The 7,678-nt window shown below is 66.4% G+C and carries 6 protein-coding genes; all 6 read right to left on the bottom strand.

The window, feature by feature from the left end:
- On the bottom strand, window positions 1-1,309 hold a 1,309-nt coding region (locus tag EOA24_RS20980), incomplete at its 3' end, for an efflux RND transporter permease subunit (RefSeq protein ID WP_189354084.1).
- Window positions 1,310-1,313: 4 nt separating this feature from the next.
- Entirely contained in the window at window positions 1,314-2,606 is a 1,293-nt protein-coding gene (locus tag EOA24_RS20975; RefSeq protein WP_127410032.1) for an efflux RND transporter periplasmic adaptor subunit, read from the bottom strand.
- Window positions 2,590-5,736 (bottom strand): efflux RND transporter permease subunit, encoded by a 3,147-nt coding sequence (locus tag EOA24_RS20970; protein WP_245467029.1) that lies wholly within the window; start codon window positions 5,734-5,736, stop codon window positions 2,590-2,592. The genes EOA24_RS20975 and EOA24_RS20970 overlap by 17 nt, the downstream gene beginning before the upstream one ends.
- Complete coding sequence (locus EOA24_RS20965) at window positions 5,733-6,872, bottom strand: efflux RND transporter periplasmic adaptor subunit (protein WP_189343114.1); 1,140 nt, start codon at window positions 6,870-6,872, stop codon at window positions 5,733-5,735. Before EOA24_RS20965 ends, EOA24_RS20970 begins: the two co-directional genes overlap by 4 nt.
- Window positions 6,865-7,059 carry a hypothetical protein gene (locus EOA24_RS20960; RefSeq protein WP_127258034.1) on the bottom strand — a complete coding sequence of 65 codons (195 nt, stop codon included), beginning with the start codon at window positions 7,057-7,059 and terminating at the stop codon, window positions 6,865-6,867. The genes EOA24_RS20965 and EOA24_RS20960 overlap by 8 nt, the downstream gene beginning before the upstream one ends.
- A 111-nt stretch (window positions 7,060-7,170) precedes the next feature.
- Window positions 7,171-7,678, bottom strand: a 508-nt coding sequence (locus tag EOA24_RS20955) for a hypothetical protein (RefSeq protein WP_127410031.1), incomplete at its 5' end; no start/stop codon positions are given.

The raw sequence follows: 7,678 nt of genomic DNA, 5'->3' as shown, positions 1-7,678 counted from the left end.
CGTTCATCGATTTGCGCGTCGCTTCCTTCGGCGGCAGGCCTTCCTCCTGCATGACGCGCTCGACATTCTCGACCACGACGATGGCGTCGTCGACCAACAGGCCGATGGCGAGCACCATGGCGAACATGGTGAGCGTGTTGATCGAATAGCCGAAGAAGGAGAGCACGCCGAATGTGCCGAGCAGCACCACCGGCACGGCGATCGTCGGGATGATGGTGGCGCGCAGGTTCTGCAGGAAAAGCAGCATCACCAAAAACACCAGCACGATCGCTTCGGCCAGCGTCTTCACCACTTCCTCGATCGACAGCCGCACGAAGGGCGAGGTGTCGTACGGGTAGACGACCTCGACGCCTTGCGGAAAGGTCGAGCTCAGGCGATTGATCGTCGTGCGCACCGCTTCCGCGGTGCTGATCGCATTGGCGCCGGTCGCCAGGCTGACGGCGACGCCGGCGGCCGGCTTGCCGTTATAATGGGCCTGGGTGGTGTAGCTTTCGGCGCCGATCTCGACCTTGGCGACATCGTTCAGCCGCACCAGCGAGCCGTCGGTATTGCTCTTCAGGATGATGTTGCGGAACTGCTCGGCGGTCTGTAGCCGGCTCTTCGCCGTTACGGTGGCGTTGAGCTGTTGGCCCTTGCGCGCCGGCAACCCGCCGAGCTGGCCGGCCGAGACCTGCGTGTTCTGCGCCTCGACGGCCGTGGCGACATCGCTCGGCATCAGCGAATATTGCGCTAGTTTGTCCGGGTCGAGCCAGATGCGCATGGCATAGCCAGAGCCGAAGAGCTGTGTCGAGCCGACGCCTTCGACGCGCTTCAGCGTGTCGTTGATGGTTGAGTCGACATAGTCCGCGAGGTCGGTCGAGTTCATCTTGCCGTCGCTGGAGACGAAGCCGATGACCATCAGGAAGCCGGTCGAGGATTTGGAGACGGTGATGCCGTTGTTCTGGACGACCTGCGGCAGCTGCGACTGCACGAGCTGCAGCTTGTTCTGCGTCTGCACCTGGGCGGTGTCCGCGTTGGCGCCGCTGGTGAAGGTCAGCGTGATCGAGGCCTGTCCGGTCGAGGTCGACGTCGCCGTCATGTAATCGAGGTTGTCGATGCCGGTCATGCCCTGCTCGATGACCTTGGTCACCGAGTTCTCGACGGTCTGGGCATCGGCGCCGGGATAGCTGGCGCTGATGTTCACGGTGGTCGGAGCGATCTGCGGGTATTGCGAGATCGGCAGCGACTGCAGCGCCAAGAGGCCGCCCAGCATGATCACGATGGCGATCACCCAGGCGAAGATCGGCCGGTTGATGAAGAATCCCGACATCGCTTCAGTTCCCGGTTGCGCCAGAGGACGGCTGCTTCGCGGCACCGGCGGCGTTGCCGCCGGCGGCGGTCGCCGAGGCGGAGCTCTGCTCGCGGTCCTTGATCTCGCCTGTCGTTTCGTCGATCGTCACCTCGACCGCTGTCGCGTCGCCTCCGGCGCGCACCAGCTGCAGGCCCTCGACGATGACTCGGTCGCCGTCGCCGACGCCGGAATCCACCAGCCAATTGTTGCCGACGCTGTTGCGCACGCTGAGCACGCGCTGCTCGACCTTGCCCTGGGCGTTGACGACCATGGCCGTCGCCTGGCCCTTGGGGTCGCGGGTGACGCCGCGCTGCGGCACCAGGAAGCTGTTTTGGGCGACGCCTTCCTCGACGATGGCGCGCACATACATGCCAGGCAAGAGCAGGCGGTCGGGATTGGGGAACTGGGCTCTGAGCGCAAAGGTGCCGGTCGACTGGTCGACATTGGCGCCGGCGAACTCCAGCTTGCCGTTCTGCGCGTAGATGGTGCCGTTGTCGAGCTTCAGCTTGACGCTGACATTGGTCCCGCTGAATTTCAGCCGGCCTTCGTTGATCGCCTGGCGCAGATTGAGCAGGTTGGTGCTGGACTGCGTGACGTCGACATTGATCGGATCGAGCGAGCGAATGGTGGTCAGCACCGTTTCCTGGTTGGCGGTGACCAATGCTCCCGGCGTCAATGTCGATTTGTCGATGCGGCCGGCGATCGGCGCGGTGATCGAGGTGCGGTCGAGGCTGATCTTCGCGGTTTCGACGCTGGCCTTGGCCGCTGCGACGTCGGCCTGCGCCTGCGCCAGCGTCGCGGCGGCATCATCGTAATCCTGCTTCGAGACGACGTTCTGCTTCAGCAGCCCGGCATAGCGGTCGAACTTGGCCTGGGCGGTGGGCACCGCGGCTTCAGCCTTCTGCTGCGTCGCGACGGCGCTGTCATAGGCGGCCTGATAGCTCACCGGGTCGATGAGGTAGAGCGGCTGCCCCGCCACCACCTCCGCGCCTTCCTGGAACAGCCGCTGTCGGATGATGCCGTCGACCTGCGGGCGCACCTCGGCGATGAGCGAGGCGGCCGTTCGTCCCGGCAGCTCGGCGGTGATCGCGACCGATTGCGGATGCAGCGTCACGACGCCGACCTCGGGCCTGCCGGCACCCCCCATGCCGGCCGGCACCTGGCTCTTCTCCTGCGAGCAGGCTGCCAACAGAAGCGTGGCGTACAGGAATCCCGCCCAGGGAGACAGGCGGCGTAGCCTTGCCGGCGATGGAGAACGATCAGGTTGGGTATGCATTGGCTGGATTTTTCCCTGGAGTTGTGGTCCTCGCCCGGCCGTCCGCGCCGGGCGGTTCGACCAACAGCTTGCCCAGGTGACGGGCGAGGAAATGCTGGATGTCGTCCATGAAGGTATAAACGACCGGCACGTAGACGAGGCTGAGTACGGTCGAGGAGATGAGCCCGCCGATCACGGCGATCGCCATCGGCGCACGCGTCTCGGCGTCGGCGCCGATGCCAAGCGCGATCGGCAGCATGCCGGCGCCCATGGCGATCGATGTCATGACGATGGGCCTGGCCCGCTTGCGGATGGCGTCGAGCAGTGCCTCGAAGCGGCTCATGCCGTGCTCCTTCTCGGCGACCAGGGCATATTCGACAAGCAGGATCGAGTTCTTGGCCGTGATGCCCATCAGCATGAGTATGCCGATCAACGGCGAGATGCCAAGCGCCTTGCCGGTAATGAGCAGGAAGCCCAGCGCGCCGCCGACCGAGAGCGGCAACACGACCAGGATGGTCACCGGCTGCACGAAGCTGCGGAAGAGCAACACCAGCGTCAGGTACATCAGGATGATGCCCGCGGCGATTGCGGTGGCGAAGCCGGAAAAAAGCTCCTGCATGCGTTGGGCATCGCCGCGCGCCAGTTCATGCACGCCCTGCGGCAGGCTTTTCATCGCGGGCAGGGCGCGGATGGCTTCGGCCGCTTGGCCGAGCGTCAGGCCGGAAAGATCGGCCTCGACCGTGGCGCTGCGGCTTCTGTCGACACGCGTGATGCTGTTTGGGCCGGCGTTGAAGCCGATATCGGCGACTGCGCCAAGCGGAACCACGCCCTTGGTGCCGGTCAGCGGCAGCATAGCGAGCTTTGCCGGATCATCGATGGCGCCGTCCGGCACGGTGACGATGATCGAGACCTGACGGTCGCCGAGATTGAATTTCGCCAGGCTGGTGTCGGTGTCGCCGATGGTGGCGATCTTGACCGTAGCGGCGATCTCGGTCGGCGTGACGCCGAGCTCGGCTGCCTTGGCGCTGTCGGGCCGCACGATGAGCTCGGGCTTGGTGGTGGCCGCGGTCGATGTCGGATTGATCAGCCCGGGAACCGATTTCATCGCGTCGATCAGCGCATCGCTGGCCTTTTCGAGGGCTTCGCCATCGTCGCCGACTAGCGTGATCGACACCTTGGCGCCGGAGAAGCCGTCGGCGCCGAACTGGATGCGGGCGCCGGGAATGCCGTTTAGCTTCGGCGAGGCCTCGGCCTCGAATTGCTGCTGGCTCATCGTCCGCTCGGCGCGCGGCTTCAGGTTGACCGTGACGGTCGCCGTCCGCACTTCAGCCGAGCTCGAGCTTTGGCTGGGTCCGCCGCCCGAAGAAGCAGCTGTGCCGATCGTGGCAAACACGCTTTCGACGGCCGGCTCCTTCTCCAGCCGTCTGGTGATGTCCTGCACCACCGCCGTGGTCTGCTCGATGGTGGAGCCGGGCTGCAGCTCGACCGAGATCATCGAGCGACCGCGGTCGGCCGCCGCCATGAACTCGGTCGGCAGATGTGTCGCCAGCATCATCGAGCCGGCGAAGAAGGCAATGCCGGCGAGAAGCGTGATCCAACGGTGGTCGAGCGCCTTGCGCAGCAGCCACAGATAGGTCGGCACCCAGGCAGGCGTATCGTCCTCGTCATGGCCACCGGCGCGCACCAGATAGGCGCCCATCAGCGGAGTGAGCATGCGCGCCACCAGGAGCGAGAACAGCACCGAGACGCAAACGGCGACGGCGAAGGAGAAGAAGAACTTGCCGGGAACGCCGGGCATGAAGGCCACGGGGAGGAACACGGCGACGATGGTGGCGGTGGTCGCCACAACGGCGAGACCGATCTCGTCCGCCGCTTCGATTGCCGCCTGGTAGGCGCTGATGCCGGTCTGGCGCATGTGGCGCACGATGTTCTCGATCTCGACGATGGCGTCGTCGACCAGGATGCCGACAACCAGCGACAGCGCCAGCAAAGTGATGTTGTTGAGCGAGATGTCGAAGGCCGCCATCACCGCGAAGGTCGGGATCAGCGACAGCGGCATCGCCACCGCCGACACCAGCGTCGCCCTGATATCGCGCAGGAACAGCCAGACCACGCCGATGGCGAGCACGGCGCCGAGCCATAAGGCTTCGAAGGCGGCGTCGTAGCTTTCCTGGACGAAGCCTGACGAGGAGGTTACTTCTGTGAATTTTGCCGCCGTGGTCTTGGCGCCCATGTCGGCGATGGCGGCGCGGGCGGCCTTGACCACGTCGATCTCGCTCGAGCCCACCGATCTGTAGACATTGAAGGCGACGACCCGCCGGCCGTCGAGATAGGCCGCCTGGCGCGGCTTTTCCCAGCTGTCGACGACGGTGCCGAGGTCGGACAGCTTGACGTCGCCGGCGCCGCTCAGCGCGATGCGGGTATCGGCCAGCACCTCGACGGTCGTTGCGCTGGCGAGCGTGCGCACCGACTGCTCCTGGCCGCCGATATTGGCGCGGCCGCCGGGCTGGTTGACGTTGTTGGAGGCCAGCGTCTGGCTGACGTCGCCGGCGCTGATGCCGAGAGCGGCGAGCCGGTCGGGGTCGAGCTCGACGCGGATGACGCGGTCGACGCCGCCGGAACGGGTGATCTTGGAGACGCCGTCGACACCGAGCAGGACCTTGGCGACGTCATTGTCGATGTACCAGCTCAGCGCGTCGGGCGACATGGTCGGCGCCTCGACGACGAAGGTCAGCACCGAATTGCCGGTTGCGTTGACTTTGGCCACGACCGGCGTCTGGGCCGCGGCCGGCAGGCTGGACTGCACGCCGGAGACGGCGTTGCGGACATCGTTGGTGGCGGTCTCGGGATCGGTGCCGAGGGTGAATTCGATGGCGGTGACGGACGAGCCCTCGCTGATCGAGGTCGAGACGTCGTCGACGCCTTCGAGGGTCGCGACCGTGTTCTCGATAACGCGCGCGACCTGGACTTCCATTTCGCTCGGAGCCGCGCCCGGCTGCGCCACCGTGACGGTGACGGTCGGCAGGTCGATGTCGGGCATATTGTTGGTGCGCAGCTGCATGAAGCCGTAGACGCCGGCAATGCCGAGCGACAGGAACAGCACGATGGTCGGAACCGGATTGCGGATCGACCACGAGGAGATGGCGTTCATTGTGCGGGCTCCGCCGTGCTTGCGGCGTCGGCAGCCTTCGTCTCGTCGGCGGCGACGCGCACGAGGTTGCCGTCGTTCAGGAAGCCGGCGCCGGCGACGACGACGCGGTCGCTTTCCGACAAGCCGTTTTCGATGGCTACCCGGCCGTTCTGGCGCGTGCCGGTTGCAACGGGATGCGCGCCGACCTTGCCTTGATCGTCGACGACGAACACGGCCGGCTTGCCGTCATGCCAGACCAAAGCCGTTTCGGCGATGGTCAGTTGCCGGGACGACGCCGTCTCGATCGTGACGCGGGCGAACATGCCGGGCTTAAGGCCCGAGCCTTCGCCGACGGTGACATAGACGGTGGCAAGGCGCGTGGTCGAATTGACGGTTTCCGCAATCGAGGAAATGTTGCCGGAAAAGGCGCGGCCGGATGCGTCGACGATGTTCGCCGGCTGACCGGCCGAGATTGCCGCCAGGTCCTTTTCAGGGACAAGCACACCGACCTCCAGCCTGCCGTCACGGACGATCTTCATCAGCTCGGTGCCGGCCTGGACGATGGAGCCTGCCACGGCCGGCTTGCTGGAGACGATGCCGTCGAACGGGGCGCGGATGGTCGTCCTGTCGAGCTGGGCCTGCAGCCGCTGAGCGGCGGCCTCTGCCTGGTCGACACTGGCCTTGCCGGTCTTGACGGCGGTCGCCTTGTCCTCGGCGGTTTCAGCGCTGACGGCGTTGCTGGCGAGCAGCCTGTCGGCGCGCGCGGCGGCCGACAACGCAGAGTCGAGCGTCGCCTGCGCCTGAGCGACGGCTGCCTTCTGCTCGGCGAGCTGGGCCTTGAGGAGCGAGTCATCCAACCTCGCGACGACATCGCCGGCCTTCACATGATCGCCCTCGGCCATCAGGACTTCGGTCAGGCGCAGGCCGCTCTCTTCGGCGCCGATCGTCGCTTCCTGCCATGCAGCCACCGTGCCGGTCGCGCTGACCGACGATGTCACCGTCTGGGCGACCACCTTCTCCACCGAAACGGTGAGCGTCGCTGCCGGCGCAGGCGTCTGCGTCGCCGGCTCGGGCGTGGCGCGGCCATAAGCCTTGAGCGCTGCGACGGCGGCCAGCGCGACCAGCAATGCCAGCAGAAGAAGATGTCTTTTACGCAATTTTGCGGTCATCGTTTTTGACATTGGACGAGGCGATCGGAAGCGACAGCCGATAGCCTGCGAAGTTCAACCGGATCGCATCCTCGATCGACGTGGGCGCCGCGGCTGGCTGCGAAGCCTGCCGGCCGACCCGCAGGCCCGGGGCAACAGACACGATCAGGCGCAGCATCATCAGCGCTTCCCACATGGTGCTCTCCTCGCCTCGCGCATCCAGCGGCGGTGCGAGGCATCTCAGTTGCAAGAAGAGAACCGGCCGGCCCTTGAACGGGTGGGTCAGAGGGCCGGCCGGCGCAGCCGGTCAGAGTTGCTCGCCACTCCGGGGTAGGGGTGGAGGGAGCTGTCCGTGATCAGGCAGACCTCCGGGACCGGCTGCATCCGGCGGATTGCCCCATGGAACGGGGGGGTGGCCATGCGGCCGGTCCGCCGAAGCGAGGATTTCGAGCTGTTCGGGCGTCAGCTTGGCGCGCAGCACCCCGATGGCGTCCTTGAGTTTGGCGGCGGAAGCGGCGCGTTTGGTCACCTCGTCGGCCAGCTTTTCCTGGAAGGCGAAGGGATCGCGCTTTGCCTGATCCGGCTCGCCACCGGCGGCGGCGTCAGGCCCGCGGCCGGGCGGGGCGAAATCGGGCCGCGGCGGTGGCGCCAGCACCGCCTGCAGCGCGCTGGTATAGTCGCGCCAGGCATCGAGCTGCTCGGAGCGGATGCCGATCCGGGTCTCGAGCGCAGCGAGCCGGGCAGCGAGAAATTCGGGCGGCGGACCCATGTGACGCGGGCCGAAGTCTTCCGGGCCTTGACGCATCGCCCAGCGC

This window comes from Mesorhizobium sp. M2A.F.Ca.ET.039.01.1.1 (genome assembly GCF_003998035.1).
GTDB lineage: Bacteria > Pseudomonadota > Alphaproteobacteria > Rhizobiales > Rhizobiaceae > Mesorhizobium.
The sequence above is the reverse complement of the archived record's forward strand: the minus strand, read 5'-3'. Positions and strand labels throughout refer to the sequence as shown.

Coding starts and splice junctions, on each gene's coding strand:
- EOA24_RS20960 (WP_127258034.1), bottom strand. CDS start 7,059: ATGTGGGAAGCGCTGATGATGCTGCGCCTGATCGTGTCTGTTGCCCCG.
- EOA24_RS20975 (WP_127410032.1), bottom strand. CDS start 2,606: ATGCATACCCAACCTGATCGTTCTCCATCGCCGGCAAGGCTACGCCGC.
- EOA24_RS20970 (WP_245467029.1), bottom strand. CDS start 5,736: ATGAACGCCATCTCCTCGTGGTCGATCCGCAATCCGGTTCCGACCATC.